At 61.1% G+C, this 19,772-nt stretch carries 19 protein-coding genes and 1 pseudogene; 8 read left to right on the plus strand and 12 right to left on the minus strand.

The features are described 5' to 3' along the window. Positions 1–14: 14 nt before the first annotated feature. The 4 genes from spoT to K0H47_RS22850 form a co-directional block, all read right to left on the minus strand. Positions 15–2,120 carry a bifunctional GTP diphosphokinase/guanosine-3',5'-bis pyrophosphate 3'-pyrophosphohydrolase gene (gene spoT, locus K0H47_RS22835; protein ID WP_008439435.1) on the minus strand — a complete coding sequence of 702 codons (2,106 nt, stop codon included), beginning with the start codon at positions 2,118–2,120 and terminating at the stop codon, positions 15–17. Positions 2,121–2,180: 60 nt separating this feature from the next. Then, the gene (gene rpoZ, locus K0H47_RS22840; RefSeq protein ID WP_003176920.1) at positions 2,181–2,444 is read right to left on the minus strand and encodes a DNA-directed RNA polymerase subunit omega; all 264 of its coding nucleotides are present in this window, start codon (positions 2,442–2,444) and stop codon (positions 2,181–2,183) included. 167 nt (positions 2,445–2,611) lie between these two features. Beyond that, positions 2,612–3,232 (minus strand): guanylate kinase, encoded by a 621-nt coding sequence (gmk, locus tag K0H47_RS22845; RefSeq protein ID WP_003213284.1) that lies wholly within the window; start codon positions 3,230–3,232, stop codon positions 2,612–2,614. Between the two features lie 11 nt (positions 3,233–3,243). Further along, positions 3,244–4,107: a YicC/YloC family endoribonuclease gene (locus K0H47_RS22850; protein WP_063033846.1), complete on the minus strand. Its 864-nt coding sequence runs from the start codon at positions 4,105–4,107 to the stop codon at positions 3,244–3,246. Positions 4,108–4,324: 217 nt separating this feature from the next. Here K0H47_RS22850 and rph point away from each other — a divergent pair, with 217 nt between their 5' ends. Further along, positions 4,325–5,047, plus strand: a complete 723-nt coding sequence (rph, locus tag K0H47_RS22855) for a ribonuclease PH (protein ID WP_003213280.1) — start codon at positions 4,325–4,327, stop codon at positions 5,045–5,047. Between the two features lie 22 nt (positions 5,048–5,069). Then, positions 5,070–5,438: a DUF4870 domain-containing protein gene (locus tag K0H47_RS22860; RefSeq protein ID WP_088422066.1), complete on the plus strand. Its 369-nt coding sequence runs from the start codon at positions 5,070–5,072 to the stop codon at positions 5,436–5,438. Positions 5,439–5,496: 58 nt separating this feature from the next. Here the strand turns inward: K0H47_RS22860 and K0H47_RS22865 are convergent, their stop codons facing one another. Next, positions 5,497–6,276: an exodeoxyribonuclease III gene (locus K0H47_RS22865; protein ID WP_003176915.1), complete on the minus strand. Its 780-nt coding sequence runs from the start codon at positions 6,274–6,276 to the stop codon at positions 5,497–5,499. Positions 6,277–6,358: 82 nt separating this feature from the next. Between K0H47_RS22865 and pyrE the strand changes: the two genes are divergently transcribed. Beyond that, the gene (gene pyrE, locus K0H47_RS22870) at positions 6,359–7,006 is read left to right on the plus strand and encodes an orotate phosphoribosyltransferase (protein ID WP_177025219.1); all 648 of its coding nucleotides are present in this window, start codon (positions 6,359–6,361) and stop codon (positions 7,004–7,006) included. Between the two features lie 63 nt (positions 7,007–7,069). On the opposite strand, the gene argB is transcribed toward pyrE, so the two are convergent. From argB to coaBC, 4 genes and pseudogenes are all read right to left on the minus strand, one after another. Next, positions 7,070–7,975 carry an acetylglutamate kinase gene (argB, locus tag K0H47_RS22875; RefSeq protein ID WP_003213275.1) on the minus strand — a complete coding sequence of 302 codons (906 nt, stop codon included), beginning with the start codon at positions 7,973–7,975 and terminating at the stop codon, positions 7,070–7,072. Positions 7,976–7,995: 20 nt separating this feature from the next. Next, positions 7,996–9,411 (minus strand): annotated as a pseudogene (locus K0H47_RS22880) (phosphomannomutase/phosphoglucomutase); the annotation flags it as partial. A 258-nt stretch (positions 9,412–9,669) separates the two neighbouring features. After that, a complete protein-coding gene (gene dut / locus K0H47_RS22885) occupies positions 9,670–10,125 on the minus strand; it encodes a dUTP diphosphatase (RefSeq protein ID WP_003213270.1) in 456 nt (151 codons plus the stop codon). A 5-nt stretch (positions 10,126–10,130) separates the two neighbouring features. Further along, positions 10,131–11,339, minus strand: coding sequence for a bifunctional phosphopantothenoylcysteine decarboxylase/phosphopantothenate--cysteine ligase CoaBC (coaBC, locus tag K0H47_RS22890; RefSeq protein ID WP_017476702.1), 1,209 nt, complete (start codon positions 11,337–11,339; stop codon positions 10,131–10,133). A gap of 130 nt (positions 11,340–11,469) precedes the next feature. Between coaBC and radC the strand changes: the two genes are divergently transcribed. Beyond that, entirely contained in the window at positions 11,470–12,144 is a 675-nt protein-coding gene (radC, locus tag K0H47_RS22895; protein ID WP_177025218.1) for a DNA repair protein RadC, read from the plus strand. Positions 12,145–12,172: 28 nt separating this feature from the next. Here radC and K0H47_RS22900 read toward each other — a convergent pair whose 3' ends face one another. Continuing rightward, positions 12,173–13,765: an ABC transporter substrate-binding protein gene (locus tag K0H47_RS22900; RefSeq protein WP_177025217.1), complete on the minus strand. Its 1,593-nt coding sequence runs from the start codon at positions 13,763–13,765 to the stop codon at positions 12,173–12,175. Between the two features lie 458 nt (positions 13,766–14,223). On the opposite strand from K0H47_RS22900, the gene rpmB reads away from it, so the two are divergent. Beyond that, positions 14,224–14,457 carry a 50S ribosomal protein L28 gene (gene rpmB / locus K0H47_RS22905; protein WP_003213263.1) on the plus strand — a complete coding sequence of 78 codons (234 nt, stop codon included), beginning with the start codon at positions 14,224–14,226 and terminating at the stop codon, positions 14,455–14,457. Positions 14,458–14,468: 11 nt separating this feature from the next. Next, positions 14,469–14,624: a 50S ribosomal protein L33 gene (gene rpmG, locus K0H47_RS22910; RefSeq protein ID WP_003176906.1), complete on the plus strand. Its 156-nt coding sequence runs from the start codon at positions 14,469–14,471 to the stop codon at positions 14,622–14,624. Positions 14,625–14,695: 71 nt separating this feature from the next. Here rpmG and K0H47_RS22915 read toward each other — a convergent pair whose 3' ends face one another. Further along, positions 14,696–15,058, minus strand: coding sequence for a cupin domain-containing protein (locus K0H47_RS22915; RefSeq protein WP_003213261.1), 363 nt, complete (start codon positions 15,056–15,058; stop codon positions 14,696–14,698). A gap of 230 nt (positions 15,059–15,288) precedes the next feature. Here K0H47_RS22915 and K0H47_RS22920 point away from each other — a divergent pair, with 230 nt between their 5' ends. Together K0H47_RS22920 and K0H47_RS22925 are read left to right on the plus strand one after the other, a co-directional pair. Further along, the gene (locus K0H47_RS22920) at positions 15,289–16,782 is read left to right on the plus strand and encodes an aldehyde dehydrogenase (RefSeq protein ID WP_017476698.1); all 1,494 of its coding nucleotides are present in this window, start codon (positions 15,289–15,291) and stop codon (positions 16,780–16,782) included. A gap of 156 nt (positions 16,783–16,938) precedes the next feature. Next, positions 16,939–18,081, plus strand: coding sequence for an MFS transporter (locus K0H47_RS22925; protein WP_219273707.1), 1,143 nt, complete (start codon positions 16,939–16,941; stop codon positions 18,079–18,081). 125 nt (positions 18,082–18,206) lie between these two features. Here K0H47_RS22925 and K0H47_RS22930 read toward each other — a convergent pair whose 3' ends face one another. Beyond that, positions 18,207–19,769 (minus strand): phospholipase D family protein, encoded by a 1,563-nt coding sequence (locus tag K0H47_RS22930; RefSeq protein WP_177025298.1) that lies wholly within the window; start codon positions 19,767–19,769, stop codon positions 18,207–18,209. Between the last annotated feature and the right edge of the window lie 3 nt (positions 19,770–19,772).

The following is a 19,772-nucleotide window of genomic DNA, read 5'->3' on the forward strand; positions in this document are numbered from 1 at the left end:
TTGTAATGGATGGGCTAGGCGCGCATGCGGGTGATGCGGATGACCCCGGTCAGGGCGCGCAGTTTCTTGATCACGCGGGCCAGGTGCACGCGGTCGTGCACGCTGACCACCAGTTGGACCACGCTGATGCGGCCATCGCGTTCGTCCATGCTGATTTTCTCGATATTGCCGTCGGCCGCATTGACGCTGCTGGCCAGCAAGGCGATCAGGCCGCGCTGGTGTTCCAGCTCGACCCGCAGCTCGACGTTGAATTCGCCGGTGACATCCTTGGCCCACGAAAGCTGGATGCATTTCTCGGGGTTGTGGCGGATTTCACTGATATTGCGGCAGTTGTCCAGGTGCACCACCATGCCTTTGCCGGCGGACAAGTGGCCGACAATCGGGTCCCCCGGGATCGGCGTGCAGCACTTGGCGTAGCTGAGCACCAAGCCTTCGGTACCGCGAATCGCCAGCGGGCCTTCGGGGCTTGGCAGCTGTTCGCCTTCGCCCAGCAGGCGGCGGGCGACTACATAGGCCATGCGATTGCCCAGGCCGATGTCTTCCAGCAAGTCTTCGATCAGTTCCTGACGGTACTCGTGGAGCATCGCCTGCACGCGCTCGGCCGGGATCTTGTCCAGGGAGCTGTCGAAGCCGTTGAGTACCTTGTTCAGCAGGCGTTCGCCCAGGCTGATGGACTCGGAACGGCGTTGCAGTTTCAGGGCGTGACGGATATGGGTGCGGGCCTTGCCGGTGACCACAAAGTTGAGCCAGGCCGGGTTCGGGCGTGCGCCCGGTGCGCTGACGATCTCCACCGTGGAGCCGCTTTGCAGCGGTTCCGACAGCGGGGCCAGTCGACGATTGATCCGACAGGCTATGCAGCTGTTACCCACGTCGGTGTGCACCGCGTAGGCAAAGTCGACCGCCGTGGAGCCTTTTGGCAGCTCCATGATCCGGCCTTTTGGCGTGAACACGTAGACCTCGTCCGGGAACAGGTCGATCTTCACGCTTTCGATAAATTCCAGGGAGTTGCCGGCACGTTGCTGCATTTCCAGCACGCCCTTGACCCACTGGCGGGCGCGGGCATGGGTGCCTTTTGGCTGCTCGTCGCCGGTGGATTTGTACAGCCAATGGGCGGCGATGCCGTTGTTGGCCATCTCTTCCATTTCGCGGGTGCGGATCTGGATCTCGATCGGCACCCCGTGCATACCGAACAGCGTGGTGTGCAGCGACTGATAGCCGTTGGCCTTGGGAATCGCGATGTAGTCCTTGAAACGACCCGGCAGGGGTTTGTACAAATTATGTACAGCGCCCAGCACGCGGTAGCACGTATCGACCTTGTCGACGATGATCCGGAACGCGTACACGTCCATGATCTCGTTGAAGGCCCGACGCTTGCCGCGCATCTTCTTGTAGATGCCGTAGATGTGTTTCTGCCGGCCGCTGACCTCGCCCTCGATCTCATCGATCGCCAGGCAATGGCTCAGAGACTCTTCGATCTTGTTGACGATTTCCTTGCGATTGCCCCGGGCGCGTTTGACCGCCTGATAAATGCGCGCGGAACGCATCGGGTGCATGGCCTTGAAGCCGAGGTCTTCGAATTCGATACGAATGGCGTGCATGCCCAGCCGGTTGGCGATGGGCGCGTAGATTTCCAGGGTTTCCTTGGCGATGCGCCGGCGTTTTTCGCCGGACAGCACTTCCAGCGTGCGCATGTTGTGCAGCCGGTCGGCCAGCTTGACCAGGATCACCCGGATATCCCGGGCCATGGCCATGGCCATCTTCTGGAAGTTTTCTGCCTGAGCTTCGGCCTTGGTTTCGAAATTCATCTGGGTCAGTTTGCTGACCCCATCGACCAGTTCGGCCACGGTTTCGCCAAATTGCGCGCTGAGCGCTTCCTTGGCAATGCCGGTGTCTTCGATCACGTCATGCAGCATTGCGGCCATCAAACTCTGATGGTCCATGTGCATGTCGGCAAGAATGTTTGCCACGGCAAGAGGATGCGTGACATACGCCTCGCCACTGCGGCGGCGTTGGCCGTCGTGGGCTTGTTCGGCGTAGAAATACGCTCGGCGGACCAGGTTGACCTGGTCTGGGCCGAGGTAGGTCGATAAGCGATCGGCGAGGGCGTCTATGCTCGGCAAAGTATTAACTCCTGCCGTTGGCTGTGACCCCGCGCCGTGCTACGTCGACCAGGCATAGGCTTAGACGGCCTCGTTGGACTCGTCCTCGAACGCTGCAAACAGCGGTTCGTCTTCAACGATTTCGGCGTTGGCGATGAACTCGTAGCTCATCAGGCCTTCAGCGATTTCACGCAGGGCTACAACGGTAGGCTTGTCGTTTTCCCACTGGACCAGAGGCTCTTTGCCGCCAGTGGCCAGTTGACGGGCACGCTTGGTAGAGAGCATGACCAGCTCAAAGCGGTTATCCACGTGTTCTAGGCAGTCTTCAACGGTTACGCGGGCCATGGTATTCCTCGGAGCGAATGCAATATGCGCGCTGCCCGGTTGGGCGAGCGGACTGAACAGTTTAAAAAATCACCAGCGTTTAGGGAAGCGCTGATTTTTCGCAGGCCATCGCAAACGCGCTACAAGTGCCAATGTAAAGCCCTTGCAGCGGTTTTGGGAAGAGCCAATCAGCCGAGCAGTTCGGCCAATAATTTGCCGAAACGCTGCTGCTGACGCTTTTGCTGGAGCTGATTGGCGCGGAAAATCGCCTTCAGATCGTCCAGCGCGTGGGCGAAATCGTCGTTGATGATCAGGTAGTCGTAGTCGACGTAGTGGCTCATTTCACTGACGGCTTCGCGCATGCGACCTTCGATGATCTCGTCGCTGTCCTGGCCGCGGTTGGTCAGGCGCTGGTGCAACGCTTCCAGCGACGGCGGCAGGATGAAGATCGAGCGGGCTTTGGGCATCAGTTGACGCACTTGCTCGGCGCCCTGCCAGTCGATTTCCAGGATCAGGTCGTGGCCTTCGTCCAGGGTCTGCTGCAGGTGGCTTTGGGAGGTGCCGTAAAGGTTGCCGAAGACTTCGGCGCGCTCCAGGAAATCACCGTGCTCGATCATCTTGACGAACTCGGTGCGCTCGACGAAGTGGTAGTGCACGCCGTTCACTTCACCCGGGCGCATGGCGCGGGTGGTGTGGGACACCGAGATACGGATCTGCTCGTCAGCGTCGGTCAGGGCTTTGACCAGGCTGCTTTTGCCCGCACCCGATGGGGCGGAAATGATGTAAAGGGTGCCGGTGCTGTGGGTCATGTCAGGGTGCCTTACTCGATATTCTGTACTTGTTCGCGCATTTGCTCGATCAGCACTTTGAGGTTGACCGCAGCCTGTGTGCTGCGCGGATCAAAGGCTTTGGAGCCCAGTGTATTGGCTTCGCGGTTGAGTTCCTGCATCAGGAAGTCCAGGCGCCGACCGGCGGCACCGGCAGACTTGAGCACGCGGCGCACTTCCAGGATGTGGGTGCTCAGGCGGTCGAGTTCTTCGGCGACGTCGCTCTTTTGCGCCAGCAGTACCATCTCCTGCTCCAGGCGCACCGGGTCCAGTTCGGCCTGCATGTCGGCGAAGCGGTCGAGGACCTTCTGGCGCTGGGTGGCAAGCATCTGCGGCACCAGTTCACGCAGGGTGACCACGTCTTCTTCGATGGAGGTCAGGCGGTCGCTGATCAGGCGGGCCAACTCGGCGCCTTCGCGCTCGCGGCCGGCCTTGAGTTCTTTCAAGCCTTGGTTGAACAGGGCCATGGCCTCGGCGTTCAGCGCCTGCGGGTCAGTGGCGTCGGCCACCAGCACGCCGGGCCAGGCCAGGACTTCCAGCGGGTTGATGGCGGCAGGTTGCTTGATCAGGCTGGCGATGGTTTCGGCGGCGGCGACCAATTGGGCGGCGCGCTCGCGATCCACCTGCAATGGCTTGCCGGTGGTTTCCTCGGTAAAGCGCAGGGTGCATTCCAGCTTCCCGCGGGAGATGCCCTGGCGCAGCGCTTCACGGACGGCGCCTTCGAGGTCGCGAAACGATTCCGGCAGGCGCAGGTGCGGCTCCAGGTAGCGGCTGTTGACCGAGCGCAACTCCCAGCTCAGGGTGCCTTGGACGCCGGCTTTTTCGACGCGGGCGAAGGCGGTCATGCTGTGCACCATGGAGGTACCTCGCGATGCAGTCCCGCAAACAGGCGGGCTGATGGGTAGATTGAAGCCGACAGGCTGCGAAGGCGCAGGATTGTAGCTCAACGGGACGGGTGGCCCCAAACAGTGGCTTCGGTGACCCGGTTTGTAACAGGATTTTTTAGAAGTGCCGATCAGGGCTGGCGGCTCTATAATGCTCGGCAGTTTTTCGTCCTCCGTACAGGTATCCCCTATGAAACGTCCAAGTGGTCGCGCTGCCGATCAGCTCCGCTCGATCCGCATCACCCGCAACTACACCAAACACGCCGAGGGATCTGTACTGGTCGAGTTTGGCGATACCAAGGTTATCTGCACCGTCAGCGTCGAAAACGGCGTGCCGCGTTTCCTCAAGGGTCAGGGCCAGGGTTGGTTGACTGCCGAATACGGCATGCTGCCGCGCGCCACCGGCGAGCGTAACCAGCGTGAAGCCAGCCGTGGCAAGCAAGGCGGGCGCACCCTGGAAATCCAGCGCCTGATCGGTCGTTCCCTGCGTGCTGCGCTGGACATGTCCAAGCTGGGCGACGTGACCCTGTACGTCGACTGCGACGTGATCCAGGCTGACGGTGGCACTCGCACGGCGTCCATCACCGGCGCTATGGTTGCCCTGGTCGATGCGCTCAAAGTCATCAAGAAGCGTGGCGGCCTGAAAGGCGGCGATCCGCTCAAGCAGATGATCGCGGCTGTATCGGTAGGCATGTATCAGGGCGAGCCAGTGCTGGATCTGGACTATCTTGAAGATTCGGCTGCCGAGACCGACCTGAACGTGGTGATGACCAGCACCGGTGGTTTCATCGAAGTGCAGGGCACCGCCGAAGGCGCGCCATTCCAGCCGGCGGACCTGAATGCCATGCTGGCATTGGCCCAGAAAGGCATGACCGAGATCTTCGAATTGCAGAACGCCGCACTGGCCGACTGATTCAAACCCAAGGAGCTACGCCATGAGTGACAGTCAACTTCCGCTGCCGACACCGTCCAAGGAAGTTCGCCAGTGGGCGATGCTCTGTCACTTCGCGGCGTTTTTCGGCTTGATGTTCCCGTTCGGCAGCCTGCTGGGGCCTTTGATTCTCTGGCAGGTGAAGAAGGACACGGACCCGTTCATTGATGATCAGGGCAAGGAGGCGCTGAATTTCCAGATCACCGTGGGCATTGCCTGGGCGGTCTGCTTCCTGCTGGGCTTTATCGTGATCGGCTTCGTGTTGATGACCGTCCTGGTCATCGGCGCGGTGGTGATGACGATCATTGCGGGCATCAAGGCCAACAAGGGCGTGGCTTATCGTTATCCGTGGACGTTGCGGTTGATCAAATAACCACCGCCCACAAAAAAACCGACAGCGATGTCGGTTTTTTTGTGCCTGGAAAAAGACCTTAGATGGTCAAGGTCCAGTCGTAGTCCACGATCAGCGGCGCGTGCTGCGAGAAGCGCGGCTGGCGTGGCAGGCGTGCGCTGCGCACAAAGCGGCGCAAGCCAGGCGTCAGCAGCTGGTAGTCAAAACGCCAGCCGAGGTTGAGCATCTCGGCCTGTTCGTTATCCGGCCACCAGCTGTACTGGTCGCCTTCGCGGCTGACTTCACGCAGGGCATCGACATAGCCCATGTTGCCGACAATCTCGTCCATCCAGGCCCGTTCCGGCGCGAGAAAGCCCGGTGATTGCTGGCTGTCGCGCCAGTTCTTGATATCCAGCTTCTGTTGCGCCACGTACAGCGAGCCACAGTAAATGTACTCGCGACGTTTGCGCCGCTGTTTATCCAGATAACGGGCGAAGTCGTCCATTAGCTTGAACTTCTGGTTCAAGTCTTCATCGCCATTCTGCCCTGATGGAAGCAGCAAGGTCGCGATGCTGACCTTGTCGAAATCGGCTTGCAGGTAGCGCCCGTAGCGGTCGGCTGTCTCGAAGCCGAGGCCGCTGATGACCGCCTTGGGTTGCAACCGCGAATACAAAGCCACGCCGCCTTGGGCGGGAACTTCGGCATCACAGGCATAAAGGAAGTAGCCATCCAGTTGGAAGGCTGGGTCGTCCAGTTCAAAGGCGGAGGCGCGGGTGTCCTGCAGGCAGATGACGTCGGCATTCTGGGCTTGCAGCCAACTGAGCAAACCACGCTCGACTGCAGCCTGAATACCATTGACGTTCACACTGATGATCCGCATAAATGGCCCCAAAAATCGCGTGCGTGTATGATACACGCCGTCTACCTAATTAGCTAAATCCGTGGTATCTGAGGCTTTTTTCATGCAGGCGTATCAACGCGATTTCATTCGTTTTGCCATCGATCGCGGCGTATTGCGCTTCGGTGAGTTCACCCTGAAGTCCGGGCGCACCAGCCCTTACTTCTTCAATGCCGGCCTTTTCAACTCGGGTTCTGCCCTGGCGCAGTTGGGTCGTTTCTATGCGGCCGCCATCGTTGAAAGCGGTATTTCCTTCGACGTGCTGTTCGGCCCGGCCTACAAGGGCATTCCCCTGGCCGCCGCGACTGCCGTGGCGTTGGCCGAACATCACGGGCTGGATTTGCCTTGGTGCTTCAACCGCAAGGAAGCCAAGGCCCATGGCGAAGGCGGTAGCCTGGTGGGCGCGCCGCTCAAGGGCAACGTGCTGATCATCGACGACGTGATCACTGCCGGTACGGCGATTCGCGAAGTGATGCAGATCATCGCTTCCCAGGACGGCGCCAAGGCAGCCGGCGTGCTGATCGCGCTGAACCGCCAGGAGCGTGGCAACGGTGAATTGTCGGCGATCCAGGAAGTGGAACGTGATTTCGGGATTCCGGTGGTGAGCATCGTGTCGCTGAACCAGGTGTTGCAGTTCCTGGAAGATGACCCGCAGCTCAAGCAGCACTTGCCAGCGGTCAAGGCCTACCGCGAGCAGTTCGGCGTTCAATAATCGCCGACCAATAAAAAGGCCCCGTTCAATCGAATTGAACGGGGCCTTTTTGTTTGCCAGTGCTTAAGGGCGCTTGCGATTGCTGATCAGCGTACCCACACCGGTGTCGGTGAAGATTTCCAGCAGGATCGCATTCGGAACCCGGCCATCCAGGATCAACGAGCTGCCAACGCCGCCTTGCACCGCTTCCAGCGCGCAGCGGATCTTCGGCAGCATGCCGCCGTAGATGGTGCCGTCGGCGATCAGGTCGTCCACTTGCTGGGTGGTCAGGCCGGTCAAGACCTTGCCTTCCTTGTCCATCAAGCCGGCGATGTTGGTGAGCAGCATCAGCTTCTCGGCCTTCAGCGCCTCAGCCACCTTGCCGGCCACCAGGTCAGCGTTGATGTTGTAGGACTCACCGTTGGCACCCACGCCGATTGGCGCGATCACCGGGATGAAATCGCCTTTCACCAGCAGGTTCAGCAGGTCGGTGTTGATGCCGATCACTTCGCCCACCTGTCCGATGTCGATGATTTCCGGCTGGGTCATCTCCGGGGTCTTGCGGGTCACGGTGAGCTTCTTCGCCCGGATCAGCTCGGCGTCCTTGCCGGTCAGGCCGATGGCGCTGCCGCCATGGCGGTTGATCAGGTTGACGATGTCTTTGTTCACCTGGCCACCCAGGACCATCTCCACCACGTCCATGGTCTGGGCGTCGGTGACACGCATGCCGTCGATGAAGTGACTCTCGATGGACAGGCGCTTGAGCAGGTCACCGATTTGCGGGCCGCCACCGTGTACCACCACCGGGTTGATCCCGACGGCTTTCATCAACACGATGTCGCGGGCAAAGCCGGTTTTCAGCTCGTCGCTTTCCATGGCATTGCCGCCGTACTTGATCACCAGCGTCTTGCCGACGTAGCGTCGAATGTAAGGCAACGCTTCGGAAAGGACCTTGGCGGTATTGGCGGCGGCTTCGCGTTCGAGGGTCATTCAGGGCTCCGGTACAAAAATCAGAACGGTAATTGGAGATCAGGGGCAACACGTTTCAACTGGGCGTGGAACACGTCCTTGATGCGCTGCAACTCAGCCTCGGAATCCGCCTCGAAACGCAGCACCAGCACCGGTGTGGTGTTGGATGCGCGAACCAGGCCCCAGCCTTTGGCGTAATCGACCCGCACGCCGTCAATGGTGGTCAGGTTGGCGCCTTCGCCCCATTGCGCATCGTGCAGTGCGTCAATGATGCTGAATTTGCTCTCTTCGGTCACATGGATATTGATCTCTGGCGTAGAAATATCATCCGGGAAGGTTGCAAACAGGTCTTCGGCGGTGGATTTTTCCTTGCTGAGGATCTCCAGCAGACGAGCAGCGCTGTAAATACCGTCGTCAAAACCGAACCAGCGTTCCTTGAAGAATACGTGACCGCTCATTTCGCCGGCCAACAGGGCGCCGGTTTCTTTCATTTTCTTTTTGATCAACGAGTGACCGGTCTTCCACATTAGCGGACGACCGCCGTATTCCTTGATCAGCGGCGTCAGGCGACGGGTGCATTTGACGTCGAAGATGATCTCGGCGCCCGGATTGCGCGCCACGACGTCACGGGCAAACAGCATCAACAGGCGGTCCGGGAACACGATATTGCCGGTGTTGGTCACCACGCCGACGCGGTCGCCGTCGCCGTCGAAAGCCAGGCCCAGGTCGGCGCCGGTTTCCTTGACCTTGGCAATCAGGTCCACCAGGTTCTCAGGCTTGCCCGGGTCCGGGTGGTGGTTAGGGAAGTTGCCGTCGACCTCGCAGAACAGCGGGATCACTTCGCAGTTCAGGGCTTCGATCAGTTGCGGGGCGATCACGCCGGCCGCGCCGTTGCCGCAGTCCACCACCACTTTCAGGCGGCGGGCGAGTTTGACGTCGCGGGTGATTTCGTCCGAGTAGCGCTCAAGGATTTGCACCTTGGTGATGCTGCCGGTGCCGCTGGTCAGGTCGTTGGTCTTCAGGCGGGTGTGCAGGGCCTGGATCTGTTCGTTGGCCAGGGTGTCGCCGGCGATGACGATCTTGAAGCCGTTGTAGTCCGACGGGTTGTGGCTGCCGGTGAGCATCACGCCCGACTTGCCGGCCAGTACGTTGGCCGCGTAGTACAGCGCAGGCGTCGGCACCAGGCCCACGTCGCTGACATGGCAGCCGCTGTCGGCCAGGCCCTGGATCAGTTGCTCCACCAGCTCGGGGCCGGACAGGCGGCCATCACGGCCAACGGAGACGTTGGGCTCGCCCTGGGCCAGGCTCTGGGAGCCAATGGCACGGCCGATCCAGTAGGCGGTTTCGGCGGTCAGGGTCTTGGGGACCACGCCACGGATGTCATAGGCGCGGAAAATGCTGTCGGGAAACGTCGGGGCGACTCGGGCTGCGTTGCTCATTGCGGGGGGGAACTCCATCTGAAAGGGGCGGGGCTGGCCTCAGGGGTACTGACCGGCAGGCTCAAACTGAAGGGTAAGACGGCGTTTTTGGCATAGAGTTCGTGGTGCAAAAGTGCCATCGGCGCCGAAGCACCGCCCTTTCGCCCGCTTAATGCCCTGATTTCACTGGGGAAATCTTGCTGATAAGTTCCGCGCATTCTTCATCCTGAAAGGCCATGCGTTGGCGTCAGGCCGGGTGAGGCACCCGGCTTGTCCGGCTAAGTCATTTCAGCTTAGTCAGTGGCTGCCGGAATGTCCGAAGCCACCTGCACCGCGCTGGGTTTCGTCGAACTCTTCGACCAGCTCGAAGTGCGCCTGCACTACCGGCACAAGCACGAGCTGGGCAATGCGCTCGCCGACGGCAATGTTGAACGCGGTCTGGCCACGGTTCCAGCAGGACACCATCAACTCGCCCTGGTAGTCCGAGTCGATCAGGCCCACCAGGTTGCCGAGGACGATCCCGTGTTTGTGGCCCAGGCCGGAGCGCGGCAGGATCAGCGCCGCCAGGCCAGGGTCGCCCACGTAGATCGACAGGCCGGTCGGAATCAGAATGGTCTGGCCCGGCTCAAGCACGGTGTCCTGCTTGAGCATGGCGCGCAGGTCGAGGCCGGCGGAGCCTGGAGTGGCGTAGGCCGGCAGCGGGAATTCGTTGCCGATGCGTGGGTCGAGGATCTTGGCTTGCAAAGCGTGCATGGAAATTAAACCTGGTTCAGCCGTAGGGCGATAAAAGAGATCAGTTGGCGGGCAATCTTGCCCTTGCTGGTCTGGGCGAAAACAGTAGCGTGCAACTCGCGGTCGATCACGCTGATGGCATTTTCCTCGCTGTTGAAGCCGATGCTCGGGTTGGCGACATCGTTGGCGACAATCAGGTCGAGATTCTTGTCTTTCAATTTGCGTGCGGCATAGTCCAGCAAATGCTCGGTTTCGGCAGCGAAGCCGACGCTGAACGGGCGGTCTTCACGGGTGGCGATGGTCGCCAGAATGTCCGGGTTACGGACCATTTGCAGGAGCAGGCCGTCGCCGCTTGTAGGGTCTTTCTTGAGTTTCTGCGGTGCAACCACTTCCGGGCGGTAGTCCGCTACCGCAGCCGAGGCGATAAACAGGTCGCAGGGAATCGCCGCTTCACAGGCCGCCAGCATGTCGCGGGCGCTGACTACGTCGATTCGGGTGACACGATCCGGAGTCGGCAGATGCACCGGGCCGGTGATCAAGGTTACCCGGGCGCCTGCCTCGACCGCCGCTTCAGCCAGGGCAAAGCCCATTTTTCCTGAGCTATGGTTGGTGATGTAGCGCACCGGGTCGATGTTTTCCTGGGTCGGGCCGGCGGTAATCAGCACGTGCTTGCCGGTCAGGGCCAGGTGCTGGAAGCAGTCGGCGGCGCATTGGGCGAGGTCGGTGGCTTCGAGCATGCGGCCCAGGCCCACGTCGCCGCAGGCCTGGCTGCCGGAGGCCGGCCCGAAGACCTTGAGGCCACGGCTTTGCAGGAGTTGGGTGTTGGCCTGGGTGGCCGGGTCGCGCCACATGGCCTGGTTCATGGCCGGGGCGATGGCGACGGTGGCGTCGGTGGCCAGCACCAGGGTGGTCAGCAGGTCGTCGGCAATGCCTTGGGCCAGACGGGCGATCAAGTCGGCGGTGGCCGGAGCGATCAGCACCAGGTCGGCCCATTTGGCCAGCTCGATGTGGCCCATGGCAGCTTCGGCTGCGGGGTCCAGCAGGTCGAGATGAACCGGGTGACCGGACAGGGCCTGCATGGTCAGCGGGGTAATGAATTCACTGCCGCCCCGGGTCATGACCACGCGCACTTCGGCGCCCTGGTCGAGGAGCCTGCGAACCAGCTCTGCGCTCTTGTAGGCGGCAATGCCGCCGCCGACGCCGAGAACGATGCGTTTCCGATACAGACGCTGCATTGGCTTGCCTTTCCAGTTCAGTGATGGCGTTGCGATGCCCCCTCCCCAGGTGAAATCGCACGCAAAAAGATGGCCTAAGATACCACAGCGTCCGCCATGCAACAGCGGCGCACATGCACACGGAGGTGCCATGAGTATTCGCGATTGGCCTGCGGCAGAGCGTCCGCGGGAGAAGTTGTTGGAGCTGGGCGCAGAGAATCTTTCCGACGCTGAATTGCTGGCGATTTTCCTGCGCACCGGGGTATCCGGTAAAAGTGCCGTGGACCTGGCGCGGCATCTGCTGGCGCAATTTGGCAGCTTGCGCGGGCTGATGGAGGCCAGGCAGACGGTGTTCAGCCAGCATCTGGGCCTGGGGCCGGCGAAGTTCGCCCAGCTTCAAGCCGTACTGGAAATGGCCCGCCGTCATTTGGCCGAGCGCCTACGCAGCGACTCGGTGCTGGAAAGTCCGGAGGCCGTGCGCGACTACCTCAAGGCGCTACTGCGCCATGAGCCTCACGAGATATTCGGCTGCCTGTTTCTCGACTCCAAACACCGGGTGCTGGGCTTCGAGAAGCTGTTTCAAGGCACCATCGACAACGCCATCGTCTACCCCCGGCAAGTGGTGAAGCGCGCGTTGGACTACAACGCTGCTGCGCTGATCCTGTGCCATAACCATCCTTCCGGCAGCGCCGAGCCCAGCATTGCTGATCGAAAACTGACCAGAGTGCTGCAAAAGGCGTTGGAGATGGTGGACGTGCGTGTGCTGGACCACATCATTGTGGGGGAGGGTGATCCGCTGTCGATGGCGGAATATGGGTGGATGTAGGGGCTGGCACGCCAGCCCCTGACAGGGTTCAGGGTTTGACGCTGACCTTGGAGTAATCCTGGCGCCCGAACGGGCTCACCTGATACCCCTCGACATTTTTGCGCGTCAGCGCAAACGCCGTCGGGTGCGCCAGTGGCAGCCACAACGCCTGTTGCTGGATCTGCGCCTGGGCCTGCTGGTACAGCTTGCTGCGCACGCCCTGTTCGCTGGTGGTCTTGCCGGCGCTGATCAGCTTGTCCAGCGCCGGGTCGCAGTAGCGGGCGAAGTTGGTGCCGGACTTTACGGCCGCGCAGGAGAACTGCGGCGTCAGGAAGTTATCCGGGTCACCGTTATCGCCGGCCCAGCCCATGAACAGCAGGTCGTGCTCGCCGGCCTTGGCGCGGCGGATCAGTTCGCCCCATTCGATCACGCGGATTTCAGCCTGGATGCCGACCTTGGCCAGATCCGCTTGCAGCAGTTGTGCGCCGAGGCTTGGGTTGGGGTTCAGCAGGCTGCCCGAAGGGCGGGTCCAGATGGTGGTCTTGAAGCCATCCTTGAGCCCGGCGCGATCCAGTAGCTGCTTGGCCTTGGCGATGTCCTGCGGATAGCCTGGCAAGTCCTTGGCGTAGCTCCAGGTATTGGGCGGGTACGGGCCGTTGGCGGCTTCAGCGGTGCCTTCGAATACCGCCTTGAGGTAGCTGGCCTTGTCGAAGGCCAGGTTGATTGCCTGGCGAACTTCCGGTTTGTCCAGCGGCGGATGCTGGCTGTTGATGGCGACAAACGCGGTCATGAAGGCCGCTGTTTTTTCGATCTTCAGGTTGGCGTCTTTCTGTGCGGCATCGATATCCAGGGGCTTGGGCGACAAGGCGATCTGGCACTCATCGCGACGCAACCTTTGCAGGCGCACGTTGGCGTCCGGGGTGATCGCAAAGATCAGGTTATCCACCGCAGGCTTGCCGGCGAAGTAGTCCGGGTTGGCCTTGTAGCGAATCGTCGCGTCCTTCTGGAAACGCCCGAAAATAAACGGGCCGGTGCCGATAGGCTGGCTGTTGAGTTTTTCAGGTGTGCCCGCTTTGAGCAGTTTGTCGGCGTATTCTGCCGGGTAGATCGAGGCAAAGCCCATGCTCAACGCGGCGAGGAAGGTTGAATCGGCGTGGTCCAGGGTAAAGCGCACCGTCAGCGGATCGAGGGCGTCGATCTTCTTGATCAATGTGGGCAGTTGCAGCGACTGGGCGTGGGGGAAGCCGCTCTGGGCAATCTTGTGCCACGGGTTGGCAGGGTCGAGCATGCGCTCGAAGCTGAAGCGCACGTCTTCGGCGGTCAGGGTGCGGCTTGGGGTGAAGTATTCGGTGCGATGGAATTTCACATCTGGATGCAGCTTGAAGGTGTAGGTCAGGCCGTCCGGCGAGACGTCCCAGCTGTCCGCCAGGCTCGGGACCAGCTTGCCGCTGGTGGCGTCGAAGTCCACCAGACGGTTCATCAATACGTCTGCCGAGGCATTGGTGGTGGTCAGCGAGTTGTATTGGACCACGTCGAAGCCTTCGGGGCTGGCTTCGGTACAGACGCTCAAGGTAGTGGCCGCCTGGGCGTGTGCAGCAATAAAAAGAGGGGCTAGCAGTAGCGGTAGGGCAGCGAGGCGCATATTCGGTTTCCTTTGCAGATCGAAGGCCCATCTGCGAGTGCAGTCTGGAAAAGTCCTACCGTAGTGGGCGGATTGACAAATGACTAGCCCATTTTTGCCTGTGCTTTTGCCTCAAATACTGTTTTGATGGCGCCTCAGGTCGTTTTGCCGAGCACTTTGCAGTGCGCGCGGGCGCTGTAAATCATTCTGTGCGACGAGCGGTTAGCTTCTATAGCAGCCCACCCTGGCAACGGTTCAGGCGTCCATGGCCTGGATTTACGCGTATAAAAGTACACGGCCTGTTGTTGCACTGGGGTCTTTCTGGTATAAAGCAGCGCTCTTTTCTAGGGGCCCGGTTCCTTCGCTAGTAGGTGTAGCCGGTAAGACCCTAAAGAAACGCGGCGCCTGGCGCCAAATGACTGAGAGATTAAGCGGCCAACCCATGCCGGGTTGGGCATGTGGTTTTAGAGGGCTGAGGCATGTCGAGAGTCTGTCAAGTTACCGGTAAGGGTCCGGTGACTGGGAATAACATTTCCCACGCAAACAACAAAACCCGTCGTCGTTTCCTGCCAAACCTGCAGCATCACCGCTTTTGGGTTGAAGAAGAGAAACGTTTTGTCCGTCTGCGCGTATCTGCCAAAGGCATGCGTGTTATCGACAAGCGCGGCATCACTGTCGTGCTGGCCGAACTGCGCCGCGACGGCAAAATCTAAGGAGCTAAATCATGCGTGAATTGATTCGAATGATCTCTAGCGCCGGTACTGGTCACTTCTACACTACCGACAAGAACAAGCGTACTACCCCGGACAAGCTCGAAAAGAAAATGTTCGACCCGCGCGTTCGCAAGCACGTGATCTACAAAGAAGGCAAAATCAAGTAATTGGTTTTCTTTCTTGTGAAAAAAAGCCCGTATCTCACGATGCGGGCTTTTTTTTGTGCCTGAAGAATTGATCAGGCCTTTTCTTCGAACACCACGTAGATCTTGCGGCAGGGTTCCAGCACTTCCCAGGTGCCGCTGAAGCCGGCCGGAATGACGAAGCGATCACCGGCCCGCAAGGTCTTGGCGTTGCCGTCGGCGTCGCGCAATACAGAGACGCCCTGTACGATCTCGCAGTACTCATGCTCTGTGTAATTGACCTTCCACTGCCCGACTTCACCTTCCCAGACCCCGGCGCTCATCTGGCCGCACGGACTGTTGTAGTGGTTGTAGACGGTTTGCTCAGGGTCGCCCTTGAGGATTTTCTCCGCGGCCGGACGGTAGCGGTCAGGCTCAGTCCTGGCCTGGCTGAAGTCGACGATATTCTGGATGTTCATGGGCGTGTCCCGTCTGGCCTGCGGTTGGAGAGCTCAAAGTCTATGTTTATTAAAATGAACATCGCAAGGGCGTTTGCTGCCGTTATGTCAAATATATTGAAACATCCATCGTCGCTGGTTTAGGGTGGCAGCTGCCTTGAGCCGAACAGCTGGCTGGCCGGGCAAGCATTCTTCGAAGGCGCCTGGGTACATCGCCCGGCCCTTGTATTCAATAAGAGGAGGACACTCGCATGACCACCCTGACCCGTGCCGACTGGGAACAACGCGCCAAGGATCTGAAGATCGAAGGCCGCGCCTACATCAATGGCGAATACACCGCCGCCGTTTCCGGCGACACGTTCGAATGCCTCAGCCCGGTCGATGGCCGTCTGCTGGCAACGGTTGCCAGCTGTGACGTCGCCGACGCCCAGCGCGCGGTTGAAAACGCCCGCGCCACCTTCAATTCCGGTGCCTGGTCGCGCCTGGCGCCAGCCAAGCGCAAAGCCACCATGATCCGTTTCGCCGGCTTGCTCAAGGCCAACGCCGAAGAGCTGGCACTCCTTGAAACCCTGGACATGGGCAAGCCGATCAGCGACTCCCTGAACATCGACGTCCCGGGCGCGGCGCAAGCCCTGAGCTGGAGCGGCGAGGCCATCGACAAGATCTACGATGAAGTCGCAGCCACTCCCCACGACCAGCTTGGCCTGGTGACCCGTGAGCCCGTCGGCGTTGTCGCGGCCATCGTGCCGTGGAACTTCCCGCTGATGATGGCCTGCTGGAAACTCGGGCCGGCGCTGTCCACCGGTAACTCGGTGATCCTCAAACCGTCTGAAAAGTCGCCGCTGACCGCGATCCGCATCGCCGAGCTGGCGGTTGAAGCCGGTATCCCGAAAGGCGTGTTCAACGTGCTGCCGGGTTATGGCCACACCGTGGGTAACGCCCTGGCGCTGCACATGGACGTAGACACCCTGGTGTTCACCGGTTCCACCAAGATCGCCAAGCAACTGCTGATTCGCTCCGGCGAGTCGAACATGAAGCGCGTCTGGCTGGAAGCCGGCGGCAAGAGCCCGAACATCGTGTTTGCCGATGCCCCGGACCTGCAAGCCGCCGCCGAATCCGCGGCCGGCGCCATCGCCTTTAACCAGGGCGAAGTGTGCACTGCCGGTTCGCGCCTGCTGGTGGAGCGTTCGATCAAGGATAAATTCCTGCCGCTGGTGATCGAGGCCCTCAAGGCCTGGAAGCCGGGCAACCCGCTGGACCCGGCCACCACGGTTGGCGCGCTGGTGGATACCCAGCAGATGAACACCGTGCTGTCGTACATCGAAGCCGGGCATGCCGATGGCGCCAAGCTGGTGGCCGGCGGCAAGCGCACGCTGCAGGAAAGCGGTGGCACCTATGTCGAGCCAACGATTTTCGACGGCGTGACCAACGCCATGAAGATCGCCCAGGAAGAAATCTTCGGCCCAGTGCTGTCGGTGATTGCCTTCGACAGCGTGGAAGAAGCCATCGCGATCGCCAACGACACCCAATACGGCCTGGCCGCTGCGGTATGGACGTCGAACATCTCCAAGGCGCACCTGACCGCCAAGGCACTGCGTGCCGGTAGCGTGTGGGTCAACCAGTACGATGGCGGCGACATGACTGCACCGTTCGGTGGTTTCAAGCAGTCGGGTAACGGCCGCGACAAGTCGCTGCACGCGTTCGACAAGTACACCGAGCTGAAGGCGACCTGGATCAAGTTGTAAGCTTCCAGAAACACCGCCGTAAAAAATGTGGGAGCGGGCTTGCTCGCGAATGAGGTAGCACAGTCGCTGATGTATTGACTGGTACACCGCATTCGCGAGCAAGCTCGCTCCCACACTGTTTTGTGTGATCTCCAAATCATCCACAGGAGCGTGGAAATGCGTTGGGCGACCTATTTCGCCGTGTTGGCGTCGGTCTTGAGCGTGGGCCTGGCCTTGGGCGTGAGCATGCCGCTGGTGTCCCTGCGCCTGGAAAGCTGGGGCTACGGCAGCTTCGCCATCGGCGTGATGGCGGCGATGCCGGCCTTTGGTGTGCTGTTGGGTGCCAAGGTCTCCAGCGGCCTGGCCTCGCGCCTGGGCACGGCGAACCTGATGCGCCTGTGCCTGTGGGCCGGGGCGATTTCCATCGGCTTGCTGGCGGTATTGCCCAGCTACCCGGTATGGCTGGTGCTGCGGCTGATGATCGGGGTGATCCTGACCATCGTGTTTATCCTCGGCGAAAGCTGGATCAACCAACTGGTGATCGAGCGCTGGCGCGGCCGTCTGGTGGCGCTGTATGGCTGCAGCTATGCCTTGAGCCAACTGTCGGGCCCGTTGCTGCTGGGCGCGCTGGGTACGGACAACGACATTGGGTTCTGGGTGGGCGTTGGTCTGCTGACGTTCTCACCGATCCTGCTGCTGGGCCGCTCCGGGGCGCCCACTGCCGAGTCCTTCAGCGTGACCTTCGGCGACTTGCTGCGCTTCTGCCAGGGTTTGCCGGCGATTGCCTGGGCGGTGGCGTTATTCGCCGCGTTCGAGGCGATGATTCTGACGCTGTTGCCGGTGTATTGCCTGCAACAGGGCTTCACCGCCGAGATTGCCCTGGCGATGGTGAGTACGGTGGTGGTCGGTGATGCGTTGCTGCAACTGCCGATTGGCGCGCTGGCGGACTACCTGCCTCGACGCACGCTGTTTCTCGGCTGCGCGCTGATGCTGCTGGCGACGAGCCTGGCAATTCCGCTGTTGCTCGATACGCTGCTGATCTGGCCGGTGTGGGTGCTGTTCGGGGCCAGCGCCGGTGGGTTGTTCACCTTGTCGCTGATCCTGATTGGCGAGCGCTACCGCGACGACGCACTGGTGCGCGCCAATGCGCATATCGCGCAGCTGTGGGGCATTGGCTGCCTGATCGGCCCACTGGTGGCTGGTGCCGGCAGCCAGTGGATCAGCGGGCATGCGTTGCCGCTGTTGATGGCAGCGGGGGCGCTGGGATTGGTGATTCTGCTGCTTCGCCAAGGTGCATTCGGCGCCACCCAGCCGGCCTGAACTTGAAATGCGAACAACTGTGGGAGCTGGCTTGCCTGCGATAGCGGAGTGTCAGCTTGCGCATCCTGTGCCTGATACTCCGCAATCGCGGGCAAGCCCGGCTCCCACAGGGCTCTGCGCTGTTCTTAAAGCATGCGTTCCAGCCCGACGGAGGTGGCAAACCAGGCATTGAACCGGCGCCACCAACTGCCCGGTTCGCGGGTCAGGGTGTGCAGTTGGCCGTTGTCTTCAGTCACCCACACCACCTGGCCATCCTGTAGTTTCGCCTGATAGCTCAACGGGGGCGCCATGCCCTCCAGTGCCAGGTTGCGCACGTGTTCCGCCAGTTCGGGACTGTCCACCAGCACCCCGACTTCGGTGTTCCACAGCACCGAGCGCGGGTCGAAGTTGAATGAGCCGATAAAGGATTTCTCCCGGTCAAAGATGATCGCCTTGCTGTGCAGGCTGGAATCCGAACCGTGGAAAGTGCCTTTGCGGAACAGATGAGGGCCGCTGCCGCCGCTGTCTCCCGGCTGGCGGCGCAACTCGTACAGTTTCACTCCGTGCTCCAGCAATGCCTTGCGGTAGGGCGCATAGCCACCGTGGACGGCGGGCACGTCGGTAGCTTCCAGGGAATTGGTCAGCAGGCTCACCGAGACGCCGGCGTCCGCACGACCGGTCAGGTACACCAGGCCAGGCTGGCCCGGCACGAAGTAAGCCGAGATCATCATCAACTCGTGGCTCACCCCTTCCAGCTCCGGTGCCAGCTGGGTGGTCAGCAGCAGCCGTGGATCCGGATCGGCCTTGGCCAGCACCTTGCTCGGCGCATCCCACAGTGCCTGGTTCCAGGCCCAGATGAGTTCGCGGCGCCAGATGTCCATGCGCGGTTGGGTCTTGTAAGTGCGCAGGCGGTTGTACAGGGCATGGTTTTGCTGGCGAGACTCGGCAAGGGATTCTTCCAGGCGTACGCGGGCGCTGGCCAGGTCGCCTTTGGAGGCGCTGCTGACGAAATCGCCAATGGGCTTGCTCAACGCACTGTTCCAGTACTGATCGAAACTGTGGCCCAGTTGTTCGGCCACCGGGCCTACGCTGAGCATGTCGATATCGGTGAAGTTGAGGTTGGGCTCGGCGTCGAAATATTCATCCCCCAGGTTGCGGCCGCCGACGATGGCCACGCTGTTGTCCGCCAGCCACAGCTTGTTATGCATGCGACGGTGTTGCAGCGACAGGTCGAACAGCCGCGCCATGGCCCGGGTCACGCCGGTGCTGCGGCCCAGGTGCAGCGGGTTGAACAGGCGAATCTGGATCTGCGGGTGGGCGGCGAGGGTGGCGATGATCTGGTCCAGGCCGTCGCTGGTGGTGTCGTCCAGCAGGATACGCACGCGCACGCCACGGTCGGCGGCCTTGAGCAGTTCATCCACGAGCATGCGGGTGCTGATGCCGTCGTGGACGATGTAGTACTGCAAGTCGAGGCTGGTCTGGGCGTTGCGGATCAGTTCGGCGCGAGCCATGAAGGCCTCGCTGCTGTTGGGCAGCAGGCGGAAACCGGAGCGGCCTCTGTACGGCGCGGCCTGGGCCTGGATCGAGCGGCCGAAGGACGACTCGCTGGCCGGCAGCGCCTCGCTGGGCGTGCGCGGCTGGTCGATGGTTGCGCAGCCGCCCAGGGCCAGGATGCCCAGCAGGAAAAACGGTAATAGCCGTTGGGTCATCAA

It is taken from the genome of Pseudomonas sp. Xaverov 83 (assembly GCF_019352905.1).
Taxonomy (GTDB): Bacteria; Pseudomonadota; Gammaproteobacteria; order Pseudomonadales; family Pseudomonadaceae; genus Aquipseudomonas; species Aquipseudomonas yamanorum.